The following is a 17,316-nucleotide window of genomic DNA, read 5'->3' on the forward strand; positions in this document are numbered from 1 at the left end:
TATCACCTTACGATTGTGTAGCCAATACTGTAGCCAGTGTCGTAAGTTATTGATTCTAAAGTAATGGCGGAGAATGGGGGATTCGAACCCCCGATAGAGCTTTCGCCCTATAACGGTTTAGCAAACCGCCGCCTTCAGCCACTCGGCCAACTCTCCGTCTGTGTTGCGGTGAGCATCGTCTATCGGCGATGCCCGGCTGTGGTCATTATAGCTTGAGGCTGGGGGAGGAAGACAAGGTGCTGCTGTGATGCCATGGGGGGATTGCTCTGGGAGACGGTTGAGAGGCAACCGCAGGATCCCTTCGGGATGACAACAAGAAGAACATGCAACGGCGGGTCATTGCGGAATGCAAGCAAAAAGACACCAGAGCAAGCGCAGATCCCCCTCGGGGAATGACAACCGAGAAGAACGGGCAGCGGCAGATTCCGCTCGGGGGTTACAACCAAAAGGCTCAGACAAAGACGAAGTGCGCGACGGCTTGCGATTCCGCTAGGCTCGGGAGTGAATGGGACGGTAAAACAATCAACAACCGATACAGGGATCCTTCTCTGCGCTCAGGATGACGGACGTGAAGGAGTTTGAAGGCGTTGGCGAGGGATTGTGCCTGGGTTGGTTATGAGGGAGGCGGGCGGATTGGATAGAGGCAGGTGGGGTGGGAGTGTGGGCCGGGCAGGGGGCGGTGGGAAGATGCGGCTGCTGCCGCTGATTGCGGCGACTTACTTTATGGTCTCGGGTGGGCCGTATGGGCTGGAAGACGTGATTGGCATGGCGGGGTATGGGCGGGCGCTGCTGCTGCTGCTGGTGATTCCGGTGGTTTGGAGTTTGCCGACGAGTTTGATGGTGGGGGAACTGGCGGCGGCGATACCGGAGGAGGGTGGGTACTACCGGTGGGTGCGGCGGGCGATGGGGGAGTTCTGGGGGTTCCAGGAGGCGTGGCTGAGCCTGGCGGCGAGCGTGTTCGATATGGCGATCTACCCAACGATCTTTGTGCTGTACGTGGGGAGGATTGAACCGGCGTGGACGTCGGGGTATCGGGGGACGGGGTGGGCGCTGGCGGTGGTGGTGGTGTGTATGGTTTGGAATCTGCGGGGCGCGCGGGCGGTGGGCGAGGGGTCGGTGGGACTGTTTTGCGTGCTGCTGTCGCCGTTTGTGGTGCTGACGGCGGTGGGGTTGTGGAAGGGCTTGGTGGGCGGGGGTGGGCTTGGGATGGCGGGGATGGGGATTCCGATGGCGGGCGCGGGTTTGGCTCGGGCGGATTGGGCCGGGGCGGTGTCGGTGACGCTCTGGAACTACATGGGGTGGGATAACGCGTCTACGGTGGCGCAGGAGGTGGAGGAGCCGCAGAGGAACTATCCTCGCGCAATGCTGATGGCAGCGGGGCTGGTGGCGCTGACGTATGTGCTGCCGCTGGCGGCGGTGGGTTTGGCGGGGATTCCGGCGGCACGGTTTTCTACGGGGGCGTGGACGGATGCGGCGAGGGAGCTGGTGGGGCCGTGGCTGGCGCTGTGCGTGGTGCTGGGCGGGATGATCAATGGCGGAGGGATGTTCAACGCGCTGATGATGAGCTATACGCGGGTGCCGTATGCGCTGGCCGAGGAAGGCCTGCTGCCGGAGGTGGTGGAGCGGAAGAATCGATGGGGCGTGCCGTGGGTGAGTGTTGCGGTGTGCTCGGTGGGGTGGGCGCTGGCGCTGCGGTTGTCGTTTGAGCGGCTGATCTCGATTGACCTGGTGCTGTATGGGGCGGCGCTGATACTGGAGTTTGTGGCTCTGGTGGTGTTGCGGGTGAAGGAGCCGGGGTTGGCGAGGCCGTTCAAGGTACCGGGTGGGGTTTGGGGGGCGGTGGGGATGGGGGTTGGGCCGGTGCTGCTGATCGGGTTTGCGCTGTGGGCGGCGCGGGGGAGCAGGTGGCTGGGTTGCCGGCGCTGGGGTTTGCGGGGATTGTGGCCGCGGCGGGGCCGATGGTTTATCTGATGGCGCGGGCGGTGCGTCGGGGGCGTTTGGGTACGTGAAAAGAGCTGGTCCTGCCGGACCCGCTGCGCGCGGGGCGGTCACTTCGTGACTTGTGTACCGGTCTTGGGAGGGACGCGGTGCCTGGGTCCCTCCCGTCGGTCGGGCTTGGCTATTTCTTTGGGACTGGCTTGGGGATGGGGTTGGTCTTGTTGTCGAGGAAGCGCTGCTGGGCTTCGAGGACCTTGTTGCGGGCGAAGGAGGCGTCGCGCCAGCCTTTGACTTCGACACGCTTGCCTTCGAGGTCCTTGTAGATGGCGAAGAAGTGGGTGATCTCCTTGAGCATGTGGGGGTAGATCTCGGAGAAGTTCCAGACGTCTTTGTAGCGCGGATTGTCCTGGCCGACGCAGAGAACCTTCTCGTCGCCGATGCCCTGGTCGAGCATCTCGAGGACGCCGATGGGGCGAACCTGCATGACGCAGCCGGAGAAGCTGGGGGTGTCGACGAGGACGAGGCAGTCAAGGGGGTCGCCGTCGTCGCCGAGGGTGCTGGGGATGAAGCCGTAGTCGCCAGGATAGTGGACGGGGAGTAGAGATTGCGGTCGAGACGGAAGACGTGGAGTTCTTTGTCGTACTCGTACTTGTTGACACCCTCGTAGGGGATTTCGATGACTGCGTTGATGACCTCGGGGCTGTTAGCCCCTACGGGGAGTTCCAGGTAGTTCGTCATAAAGGCTGGTGTCTCTTCTCTTGTCCGTTAGAAATTTAGGCGTGGCTGGCGTGGTATTTCAAATGGCCGTGCTTGCCTGGTGGAGGGCCGTGACCTCGATTGAGGGCGAAGGCTGCACCTTGTCTATAATCAGACAAGATGAAGGCTCATGTCTATGTCACGCTGAAACGAACGGTGCTGGATGCCCAGGGGCAGACGGTTGCAGATGCATTGCGGCGGATGGAATATCGCGGCGTTGCCGATGTACGGCAGGGGAAGTATTTTCTGCTGACCTTGGAGAATGGATTGGAACAGAGCGCTGCGCAGGCTGAGGTGGAACGGATTGCGCGTGAGGTGTTGACAAACCCTGTGATCGAAGAGTTTACGTTCCGGCTGGAGGCCTGAGCGCGGATCTTTTGGCCGGTATTCGACGCTAAATTGACGGAAATTTTAGGGTGTCATGAATAGCTACGGCTGACGCGAGTTCGCGCGACGAGCTGCGGGTGCTAGGCTTAAAGGTTATAGAGGACGGACCTTTTGAGTGATGCGATCGTGGAAGGTGCGGCAGTGACGTCTGCTGATGCAGGATCCGGCGGCAGCCGCTTTGTGCGGGCGTGCCTGCGTCGGCCGGTAGACAGAACGCCGGTGTGGTTTTTGCGGCAGGCAGGGCGGTACATGGCAGAGTATATGGCCGTGCGGAAGCACCATTCTCTACTGGAAATCTGCCGGACTCCGGAGATTGCGGCGGAGGTGACGATTACGGCCGCTGAGCGGCTGGGTGTGGATGCTGCGATTATCTTTGCCGATCTGCTGTTGCCGTTTACGCCGATGGGGCTGGACTTCGAGTTCGTTGCGGGCGAAGGGCCGGTTGTTCATACGCCAGTGCGCTCTCTGGAGCATGTAAAGGCGCTGCGGACTGACCGCGTTGAGGAGCTGCAATACGTGGCTCAGGCGATTGAAAAGGTTGCGAAGCACTTTGCCGCTCCGCGCGCCGATGGGGATGAGCTTGGAATCATTGGATTCTGCGGGGCTCCGTGGACGCTGGCTGGATACATGATTGAGGGCGGCAAGCAGGGTGGCGGGGACCGCAACTACATCGAAACGAAGAAGATGATGTACTCCGATGGAGCCGCGTGGTCTCTGCTGATGGAGAAGATTGTTACTGTTTTGGTTGCTTATGCGCAGCAGCAGGTGGAGGCAGGCGCGGATGTCATCCAGGTCTTCGATAGCTGGGTGGGAAAACTGAGCGTTCGGGACTATCGGCGGTACTGTCTTGGATGGACGACGGAGCTGGTGCAGCGCATCAAGGCGCTGGGAGTGCCGGTGATCTACTTTGGCGTGGAGACCGCTTCCCTGCTGCCTGCGATGAGTGAGACGGGAGCGGATGTGATTGGGCTGGACTGGCGGACGCCGCTGGATGCAGGCTGGAAAGCGGTCGGCGGGGGCTGCGCGGTGCAGGGCAATCTTGATCCGATTGCATTGTTTGCTAATGAAGATGTGCTGAAGGAGCAGGTGCGCGAGATTCTGGCTGCCGCTGCTGGACGGCCGGGACACATCTTCAATCTGGGCCATGGCATTGTGCCTGGAACGCGAGTCGAAAATGTGATTCAGGTGGTGGAGTGGGTGAAGGAGCTGAGCACGCTGTGAGCGAAACGACGGGGAGTTCCGAGACAGCTAAGAGCGCAGTGCTGCTGCTGGCGCATGGCACGCCGGACATGCTGGGGGAGATGGCAGAGTATCTAAGTAAGGTAACCGGCGGCCGGGCAATGCCGGAAGAAGTTGTGAAGGAGCTGCAGCATCGATATGCGCAGATCGGACTACAAGAGACGCCTGGGTTGGAACCTCCGCCCCTGACGAAGTGGACGATGATTCAGGCACACATGCTGGAGCATGTGCTGGGCGCGGGCAAGGTATATGTCGGCATGCGCAACTGGCATCCTTATATTGCAGACACCGTAGCGGAGATGCGGCGGGATGGTGTGACACGAATCAAAGCCGTGTGTCTGGCTCCGCAGAACTCGCGGACCAGCGTGGGACTGTACCGGAAGGCTGTGCTCTCTGCGGCGACTGGTATTGAGGTCGAGTTTGTCGCTGGATGGGCGGAGAGTCCACTGCTGGCGGAGGCGTTTGCCGAAAAACTGGGGCCCGTTTGGGCTGAAGCTTGCGCTGACTCAGGACAGCGAGTGCCAGTGTTGTTTACGGCGCACAGCGTGCCGTGCCGAACGATCATGACCGGCGAGGCTTCCATTGCAGGAGCGAGGCCCGGTACACCTGAGCAGGATTCGCCAGACCCCTACCCGGTGGAGGCCAAGCGTACCGCGCAGATGGTGGCGGAGCGTATGGCTGCAGTTGGCTTTCACGAGAGGGACTGGCACTTCGCGTTTCAAAGCCAGGGTATGAGCGGTGGTCCGTGGATTGGACCGACGGTGGAGGACACGCTCAAAGCGATCAAAGCAGAAGGGCATGTGGGTGTAGTGATGCAGCCGGTTGGATTTCTCTGTGATCACGTGGAGATTCTGTACGACATCGACATTGCTTTTCGTCAGATGGCTAGCGAGCTGGGCCTGAAGTTGTGGCGGGCCGAGAGTTTGAATGACTCCAAGGTGCTGGTGGAGGCGCTGGTGGACGTCGTCTCCGGGAAGTACAAGGCTACGGTGGATGAGGTAATGGTTCCGGCGTAGGTATAGGCTGTCTTGAGGGCCGGCGGCGGGGGCTCTGGCCTTCGCTTTTTTATTGGCGAAATGTTTTTTCTGGAGAGAAGATGAAGCGCGTTGCAATTGTGGGCGGTGGGGTAGCCGGTCTGACAGCGGCGTATGAGCTTGCGCGGCTGGTTCGCAAAGGGGCATCGCTGCAGGTGGTATTGTTCGAAGCGTCGACGCGACTAGGTGGAATCATTGAGACGGTGCATGAAGGCGGATTCGTCATTGAATGCGGGCCCGACGCCTGGGTAACGGAAAAGCCCTGGGCGCGAGAGCTGGCAGAAGAGCTTGGTCTGAGCGATGAGGTGATGCCGTCGAATGACGCGACGCGCAAGACCTATGTGCTGGTCGACAAGAAGCTGCAGGCGATGCCGGATGGTATGCGGATGATGGTGCCGGTTGATCTCGATGCGATGGATGCTTCAGAACTATTTAGCGCGGAGGCGAAGCAGGCTTATCACGAAGAGCTTGGAAGGGCCGAAGAGCTGCGAATGTCATCTCCGGGTGGCGATGAGAGTGTTGCGGAGTTTGTTCGACGCCACTTTGGGGATGAGGTGCTGGCGAAGCTAGGAGCACCGCTTCTGAGTGGGGTGTTTGGCGGTGATGTGACGAGGTTGAGCGTGCGTGCGGTGATGGGTGCCTTTGTCGCGATGGAGCGAGAGCATGGCAGTTTGATCAGCGCAACGCAGGCGAGGAGTTTGGCGGCGAAGAAGGACTCCGTGTTTACAACATTGCGTAGCGGGATGGGAACGCTGGTGGATCGTGTGATCGCAGCGATTCCCGAAGACTGGATTCGGCTGGCCGCGGAGGTGAGGTTTATCTCGTACGGTGAAGAGGGCTGGCTGGTAGGAACGACACGAGGTGTAGAGCGCTTCGACGCAGTGATGATGGCTGCGCCAGTTGATGTTGCGTGTTCCCTGCTGTCTCCGGTGGATCCCGAGTTGGCTCCGTTAATGGAGATGGACGCAAGCTCAGCAGTGGTGGTGGCATTTGGCTTTCCTGACGCCGCGAAATTTCCTGTTCCGCCTGGGTTTGGCTTTCTGGTGCCGCCGGGCTTTGACAGTCTGCTGCTTGCGGCGACCTTTGTCGATCAGAAGTTTGAAGACCGTGTGCCGGAGGGTGGGCGACTGGTGCGTGGCTTCTTTGGAGGCAAGGCTGCCGAACGGTTGATGCGATGCGGCAATGACGAGATCGCCGCGGTCGCGCGGATGGAGCTGGCGAGGATTCTGGGGCCGCTGCCGGAGCCGCAGGTGACTATCGTTCGACGTTGGCCTCGCAGTCTTCCGCAGTATGCCGTGGGGCATCTGGAGCGGATGGCGAAGCTCGACGAGCGAGTGGGTGCGCTCGATGGATTATCGCTGCTCGGCAACGGGTACCATGGCGTGGGTGTTCCCGATCTAGTGCGCGATGCTCGGGTAGCGGCGCGGCGGATGGCGAGGGAGAGCGAAGGTCCAGCGGAGGTCGCAGAGTTGTAAAGATTTGACCCAGCGCAATGGCCGGGATAGTCTTTTTCTACACTGGTGTTGGGAAGACGGTGTGAATCCGTCGCTACCCCGTAACTGTAAGCGCTGAGAGTTTTGACGATTGGTACTAAGCCACTGGGATTCGTCCTGGGAAGGTGAGTCAAAGCTCGACGAAGCGTAAGTCAGGAGACCTGCCGGTGGCCGACCAGGCTTAATTCAGCTTCGCTGGGAGAGCTGGAGAGCATTCTCGCTGACTTTGATAGGTCTGCCCGAGCGCTGCCTAAATTCAATCCCGCTCTGCTCGATTGCTTCGAAAGACGCCGGGCGAGGAGCTAACGATGCAGGAGATGCGCCAGAGTTCCGTGACCCTCGTTCTTGGCGGCGTTCGCAGCGGCAAGAGCCGTTATGCGCAACAGCTTGCCGAGCGGGAGAGCCGTGTAATTTTTGTGGCGACGGCAAAGGTCTCGGACGACGAGATGCAGCAGAAGATCGAACGTCATCGCGAAGAGCGGCCTGCAGAGTGGATCACCGTGGAGGAGCCGCTGGAACTGGTTCAGGTGCTTGCGCAGCAGGGAAAGAACTGCGATGTGATGGTTGTGGACTGCCTGACGATCTTTGCTGCGAATCTACTTGAGGCTGAAGGCGACGACCGGCGTGCTGTGGATCGGCGCGTTGAGGCTCTGTGTGAGGCTTTGCGGTCGGCAAGTTGTTCTGTCGTGCTGGTTTCAAACGAGGTAGGCAGCGGAGTGGTGCCGGCGTATCCCCTGGGGCGGCGATATCGCGATCTGCTGGGCGAGATTAATCAGAGCGTCGCGAGAGTTGCCGACGATGTTGTGCTGATGGTGGCGGGACTGCCGCTTGCCTTGAAGGGACACCTTGAGGTGACGCTGTGAAAGGCCTGTTAGTGTCGGGCACTGCCAGTGGAGTTGGCAAGACGACGGTCGCGCTGGCGATTATGTCGGGCCTCCGACGACGTGGCCTTGCCGTGCAGCCGTTTAAATGTGGACCCGACTTTCTGGACACTGGACATCACACGCGCATATGCGGCCGAAAGGCTCGAAATATCGATACGTGGATGCTAAGCGAAGAGGCGAATCGTAGCGTTCTGCGAGATGTCGCGCGCGGAGCGGATGTTCTGGTCGCCGAAGGCATGATGGGGTTGTTCGACGGAAAGAATGGGAACACCGAAACGGGCAGCACCGCGGAGATCGCCAAGCTGCTGAAGCTGCCGGTGGTGCTGGTTGTCGACGCTGCGAAGACAGCGAGGAGCATCGCCGCAGTTCTGCTTGGCTTTGAGATGTTCGATCCGGAGTTGCGGCTTGCGGGTGTGATTCTGAATCGTGTTGCGACGGAGCGACACTACGAGATGCTGCGGGCTGCGATTGAGAGCTCGTGCAGGACGAAGATTCTGGGTTGGCTGCCGCGTGATCAGAAGATTGCAATTCCCGAGCGACATCTTGGCTTGCAGGGTGCGGCTGAGGCTGCGATTGAAGATGATGCTGCGATCGACACACTGGCTGCGCTTGCGGAAAAGTTCTTCGACCTTGATCGTTTGCTTGAATTGCAGTGTGGCTTGACGCTGAACGAGGATCAGGATTCCGGCGTGAGGCACTCGCAATCCGAAGAAGGTGTGCGAATCGGCGTGCCGTCGGATCATGCTTTCTCGTTCTATTACGAGGACAATCTGGATCTTCTGCGCGAACAGGGAGCCGAGATCGTTCAGTTCAGTCCACTGCACGACCGGTGTCTTCCAGCAGGACTGGACGGGCTCTACTTAGGAGGAGGATATCCCGAACTCCATGCAGAACAGTTGAGCAACAATCACGGGATGCTGGATGACCTTCGTGTCTTTGCTGCTTCAGGAAGACCGGTCTATGCGGAGTGCGGTGGGTTGATTTATTTGTCCAAGAGCCTCAGCACCGTCAACGGAGAGACCTACGCTATGGGTGACGTGCTGCCACTTTCAATGCAGATGACCAGTAAGCTCGTCCAGTTTGGATACGTCACTGTAGAGTTCACTGAAGACTGTCTGCTGGGCGCAAAGGGGACAACTGTGCGCGGGCACAGCTTTCACTACTCATGTATTGTCTCGCGGGGAGCAGCAGCGACAACTTATCGCGTGCAATACTCCATGTCCGGGAAAGAAGAGCTTGAAGGATTCCGCCAGGGCAATGTGCTCGCCAGTTATGTTCATCTGCACTTGCGAGCGAATCCTACGATCGCGATAAATTTTGTCGCTGCAGTTCGACGAGCACGCGCATTGCAGACGGTGGCGCGGTGAGCAACTCTAGGATCATGTCGACAATCGAGCCGCCAAGTCAACAATGGCTTGCACGGGCGCGAGCGCACTTGGATGCGTTGACGAAGCCGCTTGGCAGCCTCGGTCGGCTGGAGGATTTTGCTGCACAGATGGTGTCGATTCGACAGCAAGACTATGCGGAACGGTTGCGAAAGGCGGTGTACGTCTTTGCCGCCGATCATGGAGTCACTGCTGAGGGCGTCAGTGCGTATCCAAGCGAAGTGACGCGGCAGATGGTACTCAACTTTCTTGCTCATGGTGCAGCTATCAATGTGCTCGCGAAGCTTCATGGCGTCGAGATGAGTGTAGTCGATGTGGGCGTTGATGCCGACTTCGATGGGATCGACGGTTTGCTGCATCGAAAAGTGCGCAGGGGAACGCGGAACATGATGCGTGAGCCCGCGATGAGCAAAGAGGAAGTGACAGAAGCTATCGAGGTTGGACTGGATCTTGCCGACGATTCGAAGGCGAAAGGACATAGCCTAGTCGCCGTCGGAGAGATGGGCATTGGAAATACCACGGCAGCGAGCGCCATCACGTCTCTGCTTACCCGTAGACCGGCTGATCTTATTACTGGAAAAGGAACCGGCCTGGATACCGAAGCTTTGAAGCACAAATGCCGGATTATCGAAGTGGTTTCGCGTAAATATTTCGGAGAATCGGGAAGCGATGCCTGGCGTGATCCACTCGATGTGCTCCGCATCGTTGGCGGGCTGGAGATTGCTGCTATGACCGGCTTCATACTCGGCGTGGCACGACATGGAGTGGCAGTGGTCGTGGACGGATTCATCTCGACGGCAGCTGCGGCGATTGCGTTTGCGTTGGCGCCCGCGGTGCGCGGCTATCTTTTTGCTGGGCATAAATCCGAAGAACCAGGACACCAGGCGCTGCTCGACTATCTGGAATTGAAGCCGATTCTTACATTGAATATGCGTCTTGGCGAAGGCACTGGCGCAGTCCTGGCCATGCCTATCCTCGAGTCCGCAATGTGCCTCTACAACCAGATGGCGACGTTCGAATCTGCCGGTGTGAGCGAGGCTAAGGATTGACAGTCGCGGGACAGATTCGGAGGCTTGGCGAAGAGTTCGTGGTCGCCTTCCAATTCCTCACACGAATTCCCATGCCTGCAATAGCGTTCAAGTCCGATTCCCTCTCGCGTGCCGTCAAATTCTTTCCGCTGGTTGGATTGGTTGTCGGATCAGGGGCCGTGCTACTGCAAAAGCTGCTGACAACGCACATGACTCATCCTCTTGTCGCGCTGGTCGTGCTGACTTACCTCGTGCTGATTACCGGCTTCCTGCATGAAGATGGCCTTGCAGATACCGCCGACGGATTCGGAGGTGGATGGGCCAAAGATCGAATTTTGGCGATCCTGCGGGACAGCAGAATTGGAAGTTACGGCGCAACCGCACTTGTCCTGTCTTTACTGGCGCGCTATCTGCTGCTGTCTTCGTTGCCAATGGAGCATTTTGCGGCATACGTCATCTCGGCTCATGTACTATGCCGATGGAGTTCCCTTCCGCTGAGTTATTTTCTTCCTCCTGCTCGCGAACAGGAGGGACAAGGTGCGCGCATCGCTCGACTCACATCTTTACCTTCGCTGTTATTCGGTTCGATCTTCTCTGCCGCAGTCGTGGTATTCGCTCTTCGGGGTGCTTCCGCGGAGCCTCTTCTCGTTTCTCTTCTTGTAGTGGTATTAAGCGGTTGGTTCTACTACCGAAAGATCAAAGGTGTGACTGGGGATTGCTTCGGTGCAACCAATCAACTCACCGAAATCGCGGTTTACTTTTGTGGAGTATGGATCGCATGAGCGAGATACTCTTCGTTCGTCACGCAGAGACAGATATGGCCGGAACCTACTGCGGCCACTCTGACCCTGAGGTTAATGCGCGTGGTCGCGAACAGATCTCCGAGTTAATCAACAAACTTCGCGATGAGGACATCGACGTTGTTTACACGAGCGATCTGCGTCGCGCTTCATCGACTGCCAACGCAATCGCCGAGGCATTCGGAGTCAAGTGTCATGCGCGTCGAGCACTGCGCGAGATCAGCTTCGGCCGATGGGAAGGTCTTAGTTGGAAAGAGATTGAGCAACGGGATGCGGTTTTTGCGCGTCGATGGATAGCGCAACACCCGATGCTGGCCGCCCCTGATGGGGAAGCCTTCAGACACTTTGAACAGCGCGTGTTGAATGAAGTGGAGTTTTTGTCTACAAAGGCAGCAGAACAAAGCATCGCGGTTGTGACTCACGCCGGCGTGCTGAGAACTGTGTTGTGTTCGCTGAACAACTGCAACCAGGCCGATGCCTGGAGGCAGACTAAGACTTACTGTGCCATAGTTCGGCATGCTGTTGCACCATCGCTCCAGGCCACCCCGATCATCGGAGCAAACTCATGACCTCTTCTAAAGTTGCCGTGCATGAATTGATAGCCTGGGGTTTGGACGAATATTCCTACCGCGACGGCGCCGCAGGTTTCGATTCGACAGAGTTGGCTGCCCGAGTTAGACAAGCAGGCGCGAGATTAACCGAACGCGATCGTCACGCAACTACCAGCGCCCTGCTCGAGCAAGAGACACGCGACATTCAACCTTTGCTCGCGATGGTAACGCAACGCGAAGACTTGCACCTGGATAATCAGGGCCTTGACTGGACGCTCGGCGTGGTCGACCTGCGCCTCCTGCTTGCATTTCAACGCAGGTTGATCTTTAGTCCTTCGCGAGAAGTTTCGTTCACGCCAAGACAAGGTGATTGGCCCGGATTGATCTCGCTCGCAGTCGGCTCCGAACGCGATACCGAGCACGTACTAATTCACAACGACAGCGAAACTGACCGCTTGGATATTCGCCTGCACTCGAGCAATCCGGATCTGCAGCTGCGATTTACTCCGAAGAGAAACGGATGTGGGGCGTTGCCGCTTTCGCTTTACGGCGGCAGCCCCTTCTTTGAGGTGGCTGAGTTCCGCGGACGGTGGTTTTTGCGTGATGGCTACCATCGCGCCTACCATCTACTACAGGCGGGAGTAAATCGCATTCCTGCCGTCGTGATCTATGCACGGAGCATCGAGGAGGTGGGCGCGACGACCCCATGGTTCTTCCATGAAGAGCAGTTGTTCTCCGATAGGCCTCCGCGGGTCACGGATTTTCTTGATAGCAGCATGATCATGCGCTACGAGAGAACGGCTCTTCGCAAGGTCATTCGCGTTCGTGTTGAAGAGTCCCTAGAGCCATTTGACGAAATCGAAGAAGGACAGGAGAAGAGACTATGAGCATCGCAACAAAACGTGGTGATGGAGGCGAGACCGGACTGGCGGGCGGGATCCGCATCTCGAAGGCTGACTTGCGCGTAGAGGCTTATGGCACAGTCGACGAGTTGAACTCCACTCTGGGCTTTGCCCGTAGCATCTGCACAAACAAAGAGATCCACGACTGGACCGAGACGATTCAACGCACGCTGTTTCGAGTGGGATCCGCACTGGCTACTCCTCCAGAGAGTAAGAAGAGTCCACCCTCTGTCTTGACCGAGGACGTTGATATGCTGACCGATCTAGTTCATCAGATCGAGGCGACCGAAGGCATACTCTCCGATTGGTCATTACCCGGCGCACATACTGAATCTGCAGCCTACGAGGTCGCACGCACAGTTTGCCGCCGGGCGGAGCGGAACGCGGTCCGGCTTGCGAACAGCGGTGTAGAGTTTAAGCCTGAGATACTCTCTTATCTCAATCGCTTGTCCGATGTGATCTGGCTCTTCGGCAGACTCATTGAAGTGAAGGCAGGCGTGGATGCACGGTTGCGCAGCGGAGATACCGCAGGACCGAAGTGGTCAAGGGCATGGAAATGACGAAGGCTACAGGCTTCGATGAGAGTGAGCGAAGGGCGGTTTACAGGGCTATTCGCGAACGGAGAGACGTACGTCGCGGCTATCTGCCCGAGCTGATTCCAGATGAACTTCTACATCGGCTTCTGGAGGCCGCACACAGTGCACCTTCTGTAGGCCTGATGCAACCCTGGCGATTCATCGTTGTGCGCGAACTCACTGTGCGTCTGAGAGTCCATCAGATTTTTCTCGAGGCAAACGAACAGGCGCTGGCGGGCTACGAAGGAGAACAGCAACAGAGCTACGCCGGAATGAAACTCGAAGGAATTCTGGAAGCGCCGCAGAATCTGTGCATTGTGTGTGATTCGCAGAGTAGCCAAGGGCATCAGCTAGGGAGGCGAACGATGCCTGAGACCGCGATCTACTCAGCCGTCTGCGCGATTCAGAATCTGTGGCTCGCTGCAAGGGCCGAGGGAATTGGCGTTGGTTGGGTGAGTATTCTCGAGCCAGTTTTATTGCGTGAGGCTCTGAAGATTCCCCCTCATATAACTCCGGTTGCCTATCTGTGCCTGGGATACGTGGATGCGTTTTCGACGTCGCCGGATTTGGAGCGCGCGGGATGGGAAAAGAGGACACCACTGAAGAACGTGCTCTCGCTGGACCAATACGATAGCAATTGGGATGAAAGACGAACCGCGTCATGAAGGCGCGAGCCATTATGGTTCTGGGCACAGGCTCACATGTCGGTAAGTCATTGCTGACGGCCGCCCTGTGTCGCATCTTTGCGCGGCACGGCTATCGTGTCGCACCATTCAAATCTCAGAACATGTCGTTGAACTCTGCGGCAACTATTGAAGGTCTCGAGATTGGGAGAGCGCAGGCATTGCAGGCCGAGGCCGCTGGAGTCGCGGCCTCGGTTCACATGAATCCTATTTTGATCAAGCCGTCTGGCGATCATTCTTCTCAGGTCGTTGTGTGTGGAAAGATCTGGGGACGTGTCACTGCAGCGAATTATCATCGACGACGCATAGAAGAGTTGCTGCCAGTGGTCCGCGAGAGCTATGACTCTCTAGCCTCCCAATATGAGGTGATTATTCTGGAGGGCGCTGGATCGCCTGCAGAGATCAATCTGAAGCAACATGATATTGCAAACATGCGAATGGCAGAGATGGCCGAAGCACGCTGCCTGCTTGTCGGGGACATAGATCGCGGCGGGGTCTTCGCGTCGTTGCTTGGAACGCTTGAACTATTGGAGCCTGACGAGCGCCAACGCATTCGCGGATTCGCGATCAATAAATTTCGCGGTGATGCAAAGCTTCTAGAGCCCGGGGTACGAATGATCGAAGAGCGAGTGCAGAAGCCGTGCGTGGGAGTCGTTCCTTACTTGCCTTCGCTAATGCTCGAAGAAGAAGACAGCCTGGGCTTGCCTGCTATAATGCAAACTCAGTGGACACCAGCGCAGACGTCAGATAGCTCGACCGACCGTGCTTTGCGGGTCGCTGTGATTGCGCTGCCCTCTTTTTCGAACTTCACGGACTTCGATTCATTGCGTGCGGAGCCATCTGTATCTTTTCTGTTTTGCCGCACTGCAGAGGCACTCACATGGGCTGACGTGGTCATTCTGCCCGGTAGTAAGCAGACCGTTGACGACCTACTGTGGATGAAAAGATCCGGTTTGGACATAGCCATAAAACGGTACGCGCAGACAGGTCTTATTGCAGGTATCTGCGGTGGCATGCAGATGCTCGGCAAAACGATCAATGACCCCTCTGGAATGGAACGCGAAGGATCGGTTGCGGGTCTTGGTTTACTGCCGATTCACACTCTTATGCAAACGGAGAAGGTGACCCGAAACGCAAAGGGACAGCTGGCGGCCGCTGTTCTGTTCGGACAACATTTTATGGACTGCGGAGTCGCAGGGTATGAGATTCATATCGGACATACAGACTATGAGAAGGGGGCTACGCACTTTTCGACTCTCTTCTCTAAGGACGACCCATCCGACATAAGTAGAGACGGCTGCGTTAGTGCTGACACACGCGTCTTCGGCACCTACCTCCACGGAATCTTCGACGAAGATAACTTTCGCCATCAGTTTCTTGATGCCGCGCGCGTGTTTCACAAGCTCTCTTCTCCGGTAATAACAAATCCATGGAAGCAACTTCGCGAAGACTCGCTGAATCGCCTCGCACGTGAGGTAGAGAGTGCACTTGATATGAAAGCAGTCTTCGATTGGGTGGGGCTGCCTTATAAGCTACATCTTCCGGAATACCGCTCCCCGCAACTTCGAAGGGCAGGCGTTGAACGATGAGCAGTCGAGGAGTTCTCGCGGCAGCTTATATATTCGACTGGATAGCTGGCGATCCTGAATGGTTCCCTCATCCCGTTCGGCTGATTGGCAGAGGAATCGAGGAGGGAGAGCGAATTCTGCGGAGGACTAGGCAGACCCCCGCAGCCGACTTTGTGACTGGCGGAGTGCTGACCTTCAGCGTGGTCGTCTCGGTGTATTTAGGTACAGCGAAGATGATCGCCTGCGCGAACAAACGAGGTCGACGATTGGGATTCGCTGCAGAGACGTTGCTTGCGTGGACATGCCTCGCATCGCGCAGTCTGCACGATGAGGCTTCTGCAGTTGTCACCGCCCTGGAGGAAGGCGACAACGCTCGGGCGCGGCAGAGACTGGCACGGATCGTCGGCCGCGATACGCAGTCGCTCGACAAGCACGACATCAGCCGTGCGGTGATCGAGACCGTCGCGGAAAGTAGTTCGGATGGCATCGTCGCACCACTCTTTTACATGGCTATCGGAGGGATTCCGCTCGCTATGGCCTACAAGGCAGTTAATACCCTCGATTCGATGATCGGCCATGCAGACGATAGGTATTTTTACTTTGGAAAAATTGCAGCGCGGCTCGATGATGTCGCCAATTTTCTGCCCTCCCGATTGACAGCCTTAGGTATCGTTGCCGCTACCGTCGTAGTAGACGCAAGTCCTGCGTCGGCACTCGAGACGTGGCGTCGCGACGGCATGAAACACAAAAGTCCAAATGCGGGACAGCCAGAGAGTGCCATGGCCGGCGCGCTGCAGGTTCGACTGGGAGGGGAAAATTACTATGCTGGCGAGCCAGTGCCTGCGCCTCTCATCGGCGCGCGCTTTCCGCCGCCCACTGCACTCAAAGCAAGACAGGGAATCAGAATAGTCGCAGTCGTCTCTGCCGTTGGAGCCGTTGCCGCACTGTTGCTGCACCGAGGACGAAGATGAATCACCCTCCGCAGGTTTTCTTGCCAGCGCACGGTGGGCAACTTCGTCAGATCGCTGCACGGTATGGCGTCCCAACCGAGCAGTTAGTTGATTTCAGTGCCAACATCAATCCGGCGGGCCCTCCCGCCTCTGCACTCGCGGCGCTGCATCGAGCACTCGCAGACCCCGCCACTCTGGCAGCATATCCAGATCTTGAACTTACCCAACTCAAGAAAGTACTCGCGCAAGCTTCAAATATCTTGCCAAAAAACATCGCCGTAGCAAATGGTTTTGTACCTCTGCTCGAAGCCGCTCTGCGTTCGTTCAGGATTACACGTTGTCTCCTCCCTGTGCCCTCGTTCAGCGAGTATTCGCGAACGCTCGCGAACGCAGGCGTCACAGTGATTCCGTACAATCTCTCAACAGAAAAGAGCTTTCCGTACGAGCCGGGCATCCTGGTGCGGACTCTTCTGGACGACGGCTGTGACGCACTTTTGATTGCCAATCCCCAGAACCCTTCCGGAGTGCTTTGCGCAGCGGAGAGTATGCAACACCTGATAGAGATGGCCGCAGAGCACGAAATCAAAGTACTGCTCGACGAGGCCTTCATAGATTACGTCCCAGCACAGTCCCTGACACAAGCTGCCGCTGAACAAGAAAACTTAATTGTGTTCCGTTCGGTTACAAAATTTTTTGCAATCCCAGGATTACGTGTCGCCTACGCAGTCAGTAATGCATCTTCGATAGAGGATCTGAATCGTAGGATTGCGCCATGGCCAATCACAACATTGGCCTCAGATGCAGTTTGTGCCGCTCTGCGGGATAACTCCTATGCAGAGGTCACGCGCCGGGAGAATCGTTTACGACGAACCTGGCTGGAGCATCAACTCGCTCGTTTGAAGATCTTCACCTATCCCTCGAGTACGAATTTCTTACTGCTGCGGTTTGCCGCAGAGGTAGACATCCATCTCATTTGGGAGAAGATGATAGTCGAGCATCAGATCGTGCTTCGCTCCTGCATAAATTTCAACGGACTCCCAGGTGGGCACCTGCGAATTGCAGTTCGTTCTGAAGCAGATAATGAGAGACTGGTTCGCGGCCTGGAGCGCGTGCTCGCGCGAACAAAAGAATAATGGTCGGCCC

17 protein-coding genes, 1 tRNA gene and 1 riboswitch are annotated in these 17,316 nt (G+C 57.5%); of the genes, 16 read left to right on the forward strand and 2 right to left on the reverse strand.

Translation table 11 applies throughout. From position 1 onward, the window contains the following. Nucleotides 1-64: 64 nt before the first annotated feature. A tRNA-Ser gene (locus tag RBB80_RS02830) sits at nt 65-156 on the reverse strand. Between the two features lie 504 nt (nt 157-660). Between RBB80_RS02830 and RBB80_RS02835 the strand changes: the two genes are divergently transcribed. Continuing rightward, nucleotides 661-1,971, forward strand: coding sequence for an APC family permease (locus tag RBB80_RS02835; protein WP_433966819.1), 1,311 nt, complete (start codon nt 661-663; stop codon nt 1,969-1,971). A gap of 148 nt (nt 1,972-2,119) precedes the next feature. Here RBB80_RS02835 and RBB80_RS02840 read toward each other — a convergent pair whose 3' ends face one another. Continuing rightward, a complete protein-coding gene (locus tag RBB80_RS02840) occupies nt 2,120-2,503 on the reverse strand; it encodes an inorganic diphosphatase (protein WP_433970067.1) in 384 nt (127 codons plus the stop codon). 311 nt (nt 2,504-2,814) lie between these two features. Here RBB80_RS02840 and purS point away from each other — a divergent pair, with 311 nt between their 5' ends. The 15 genes from purS to RBB80_RS02915 all read left to right on the forward strand — a co-directional run bounded on the left by purS (nt 2,815) and on the right by RBB80_RS02915 (nt 17,306). Next, the gene (purS, locus tag RBB80_RS02845) at nt 2,815-3,060 is read left to right on the forward strand and encodes a phosphoribosylformylglycinamidine synthase subunit PurS (protein WP_179581391.1); all 246 of its coding nucleotides are present in this window, start codon (nt 2,815-2,817) and stop codon (nt 3,058-3,060) included. A gap of 132 nt (nt 3,061-3,192) precedes the next feature. After that, complete coding sequence (gene hemE, locus RBB80_RS02850; protein ID WP_433966820.1) at nt 3,193-4,302, forward strand: uroporphyrinogen decarboxylase; 1,110 nt, start codon at nt 3,193-3,195, stop codon at nt 4,300-4,302. Then, nucleotides 4,299-5,336 carry a ferrochelatase gene (gene hemH / locus RBB80_RS02855; RefSeq protein ID WP_433966821.1) on the forward strand — a complete coding sequence of 346 codons (1,038 nt, stop codon included), beginning with the start codon at nt 4,299-4,301 and terminating at the stop codon, nt 5,334-5,336. The genes hemE and hemH overlap by 4 nt, the downstream gene beginning before the upstream one ends. A gap of 80 nt (nt 5,337-5,416) precedes the next feature. Then, nucleotides 5,417-6,829, forward strand: coding sequence for a protoporphyrinogen oxidase (gene hemG, locus RBB80_RS02860; protein WP_433966822.1), 1,413 nt, complete (start codon nt 5,417-5,419; stop codon nt 6,827-6,829). A gap of 26 nt (nt 6,830-6,855) precedes the next feature. Next, nucleotides 6,856-7,030, forward strand: a riboswitch (cobalamin riboswitch). A 125-nt stretch (nt 7,031-7,155) separates the two neighbouring features. After that, entirely contained in the window at nt 7,156-7,710 is a 555-nt protein-coding gene (gene cobU / locus RBB80_RS02865; protein WP_433966823.1) for a bifunctional adenosylcobinamide kinase/adenosylcobinamide-phosphate guanylyltransferase, read from the forward strand. Next, nucleotides 7,707-9,098, forward strand: a complete 1,392-nt coding sequence (locus RBB80_RS02870; protein ID WP_433966824.1) for a cobyrinate a,c-diamide synthase — start codon at nt 7,707-7,709, stop codon at nt 9,096-9,098. Before cobU ends, RBB80_RS02870 begins: the two co-directional genes overlap by 4 nt. A gap of 14 nt (nt 9,099-9,112) precedes the next feature. Continuing rightward, the gene (cobT, locus tag RBB80_RS02875; RefSeq protein WP_433966825.1) at nt 9,113-10,165 is read left to right on the forward strand and encodes a nicotinate-nucleotide--dimethylbenzimidazole phosphoribosyltransferase; all 1,053 of its coding nucleotides are present in this window, start codon (nt 9,113-9,115) and stop codon (nt 10,163-10,165) included. Continuing rightward, entirely contained in the window at nt 10,162-10,926 is a 765-nt protein-coding gene (gene cobS / locus RBB80_RS02880) for an adenosylcobinamide-GDP ribazoletransferase (RefSeq protein WP_433966826.1), read from the forward strand. Before cobT ends, cobS begins: the two co-directional genes overlap by 4 nt. After that, a complete protein-coding gene (locus RBB80_RS02885; protein WP_433966827.1) occupies nt 10,923-11,513 on the forward strand; it encodes a histidine phosphatase family protein in 591 nt (196 codons plus the stop codon). Before cobS ends, RBB80_RS02885 begins: the two co-directional genes overlap by 4 nt. Then, nucleotides 11,510-12,382, forward strand: a complete 873-nt coding sequence (locus RBB80_RS02890; RefSeq protein WP_433966828.1) for a hypothetical protein — start codon at nt 11,510-11,512, stop codon at nt 12,380-12,382. The genes RBB80_RS02885 and RBB80_RS02890 overlap by 4 nt, the downstream gene beginning before the upstream one ends. Further along, complete coding sequence (locus RBB80_RS02895; protein WP_433966829.1) at nt 12,379-12,957, forward strand: cob(I)yrinic acid a,c-diamide adenosyltransferase; 579 nt, start codon at nt 12,379-12,381, stop codon at nt 12,955-12,957. The genes RBB80_RS02890 and RBB80_RS02895 overlap by 4 nt, the downstream gene beginning before the upstream one ends. Then, nucleotides 12,954-13,637: a 5,6-dimethylbenzimidazole synthase gene (gene bluB, locus RBB80_RS02900; protein ID WP_433966830.1), complete on the forward strand. Its 684-nt coding sequence runs from the start codon at nt 12,954-12,956 to the stop codon at nt 13,635-13,637. Before RBB80_RS02895 ends, bluB begins: the two co-directional genes overlap by 4 nt. Continuing rightward, the gene (locus tag RBB80_RS02905) at nt 13,634-15,244 is read left to right on the forward strand and encodes a cobyric acid synthase (protein ID WP_433966831.1); all 1,611 of its coding nucleotides are present in this window, start codon (nt 13,634-13,636) and stop codon (nt 15,242-15,244) included. The genes bluB and RBB80_RS02905 overlap by 4 nt, the downstream gene beginning before the upstream one ends. Then, nucleotides 15,241-16,194 carry an adenosylcobinamide-phosphate synthase CbiB gene (gene cbiB, locus RBB80_RS02910; RefSeq protein ID WP_433966832.1) on the forward strand — a complete coding sequence of 318 codons (954 nt, stop codon included), beginning with the start codon at nt 15,241-15,243 and terminating at the stop codon, nt 16,192-16,194. Before RBB80_RS02905 ends, cbiB begins: the two co-directional genes overlap by 4 nt. Further along, nucleotides 16,191-17,306, forward strand: coding sequence for an aminotransferase class I/II-fold pyridoxal phosphate-dependent enzyme (locus RBB80_RS02915; RefSeq protein WP_433966833.1), 1,116 nt, complete (start codon nt 16,191-16,193; stop codon nt 17,304-17,306). Before cbiB ends, RBB80_RS02915 begins: the two co-directional genes overlap by 4 nt. Nucleotides 17,307-17,316: the final 10 nt, after the last annotated feature.

It is taken from the genome of Tunturiibacter gelidiferens (assembly GCF_051013345.1).
In the GTDB taxonomy this organism is placed as follows: domain Bacteria; phylum Acidobacteriota; class Terriglobia; order Terriglobales; family Acidobacteriaceae; genus Edaphobacter; species Edaphobacter gelidiferens_A.

What these genes read in the sequence shown, in the direction of transcription:
- RBB80_RS02905 (WP_433966831.1), top strand. Translation starts at nt 13,634, where the DNA reads ATGAAGGCGCGAGCCATTATGGTTCTGGGCACAGGCTCACATGTCGGT.
- purS (WP_179581391.1), top strand. Translation starts at nt 2,815, where the DNA reads ATGAAGGCTCATGTCTATGTCACGCTGAAACGAACGGTGCTGGATGCC.
- cobU (WP_433966823.1), top strand. Translation starts at nt 7,156, where the DNA reads ATGCAGGAGATGCGCCAGAGTTCCGTGACCCTCGTTCTTGGCGGCGTT.
- RBB80_RS02915 (WP_433966833.1), top strand. Translation starts at nt 16,191, where the DNA reads ATGAATCACCCTCCGCAGGTTTTCTTGCCAGCGCACGGTGGGCAACTT.
- cobT (WP_433966825.1), top strand. Translation starts at nt 9,113, where the DNA reads ATGTCGACAATCGAGCCGCCAAGTCAACAATGGCTTGCACGGGCGCGA.
- RBB80_RS02885 (WP_433966827.1), top strand. Translation starts at nt 10,923, where the DNA reads ATGAGCGAGATACTCTTCGTTCGTCACGCAGAGACAGATATGGCCGGA.
- RBB80_RS02895 (WP_433966829.1), top strand. Translation starts at nt 12,379, where the DNA reads ATGAGCATCGCAACAAAACGTGGTGATGGAGGCGAGACCGGACTGGCG.
- RBB80_RS02890 (WP_433966828.1), top strand. Translation starts at nt 11,510, where the DNA reads ATGACCTCTTCTAAAGTTGCCGTGCATGAATTGATAGCCTGGGGTTTG.
- bluB (WP_433966830.1), top strand. Translation starts at nt 12,954, where the DNA reads ATGACGAAGGCTACAGGCTTCGATGAGAGTGAGCGAAGGGCGGTTTAC.
- cbiB (WP_433966832.1), top strand. Translation starts at nt 15,241, where the DNA reads ATGAGCAGTCGAGGAGTTCTCGCGGCAGCTTATATATTCGACTGGATA.
- hemG (WP_433966822.1), top strand. Translation starts at nt 5,417, where the DNA reads ATGAAGCGCGTTGCAATTGTGGGCGGTGGGGTAGCCGGTCTGACAGCG.